Origin of the sequence: Halomonas sp. ND22Bw, from assembly GCF_003011945.1 — a bacterium.
Lineage (GTDB): Bacteria > Pseudomonadota > Gammaproteobacteria > Pseudomonadales > Halomonadaceae > Halomonas > Halomonas halophila.
This window is the reverse complement of record NZ_PXWD01000037.1, coordinates 1-874: the sequence shown is the minus strand read 5'-3', so window position 1 is coordinate 874 and position 874 is coordinate 1. Positions and strand designations below refer to the sequence as shown.

1 protein-coding gene is annotated in these 874 nt (G+C 67.8%); it reads right to left on the bottom strand.

Going from position 1 to position 874, the window contains the following annotated elements:
* The coding region (locus CVH10_RS16835; protein WP_146142952.1) for an IS1380 family transposase at positions 1–874 on the bottom strand (874 nt) is incomplete at both ends.

The following is an 874-nucleotide window of genomic DNA, read 5'->3' as shown; positions in this document are numbered from 1 at the left end:
GCAAGGTGGCGGATCAGGTCGGCTTCTGGACAGGCGGCGGCGAAGGCGAGGCGGACGCGGGCAGCGGTCTCGCGGATACGGGTTCCGAGCTTGAGCAGCCGGAGGCGGATTGTTGCAAACTCGGCCCTGGCGAGGCGGTGCGCGGTCGGGACGGCCTCGCGCACGGTGAGCATCAGCCAATAGGCAGCGGTGTGCAGGACGAGCCGCATCTGGTTGGCGGCGGGGTTCCGGCACGAGGTACGGTCGGAGGCGAGCTGGCCCTTGTGGAGCTTGATCAAGTTCTCGGCCTGTCCGCGGGCGCAGTACAGCTCGGCGTAGAGCCATTCGGGTGTGCCGGTGGCGATGTTCGTGACCACGTAGCGGATATCGAGACCAAGGCGGGTCGCCTCGATGCGGGCGGCGACGCGGCGTTGCTGCCGCCAGGACTTGGCCGCGTGCGTGGTCTCGGCAAAGCCGCGCACCGCATCCTTGTCGCCGATGGCCCGCACCACCCGGATGGTATCGGCGATATCCTCGACCTTGGCGGCCAGCGCCTTCGTGCCGGTTAGGCCGAACACGTAAGCGACGCCGTTGTCTTCGCACCAGTTCATGGCCTCGGGCCGCCCGTAATGGCCGTCGCCCCGGATGGTGATCGCGGTCTTGGGCCAGTGATGGCGGATCGCTCGGACGAGGCGGCGCAGATGGCCTCGGACCTCGCGGCCAGAGGGCGTCTTACCTGGACGCAGGATCATCGCCACCGGGCGTGAGGTGGCAGTGTCGTAGACGTGGATGGGGAGAAAGCAGCGCGCATCGTGGTGGGCGTTGAACAGCGAGAGTTGCTGCTGGCCATGGACCACGTCGCAGGTGTCGTCGATATCCAGCGTGACGGCCTCGG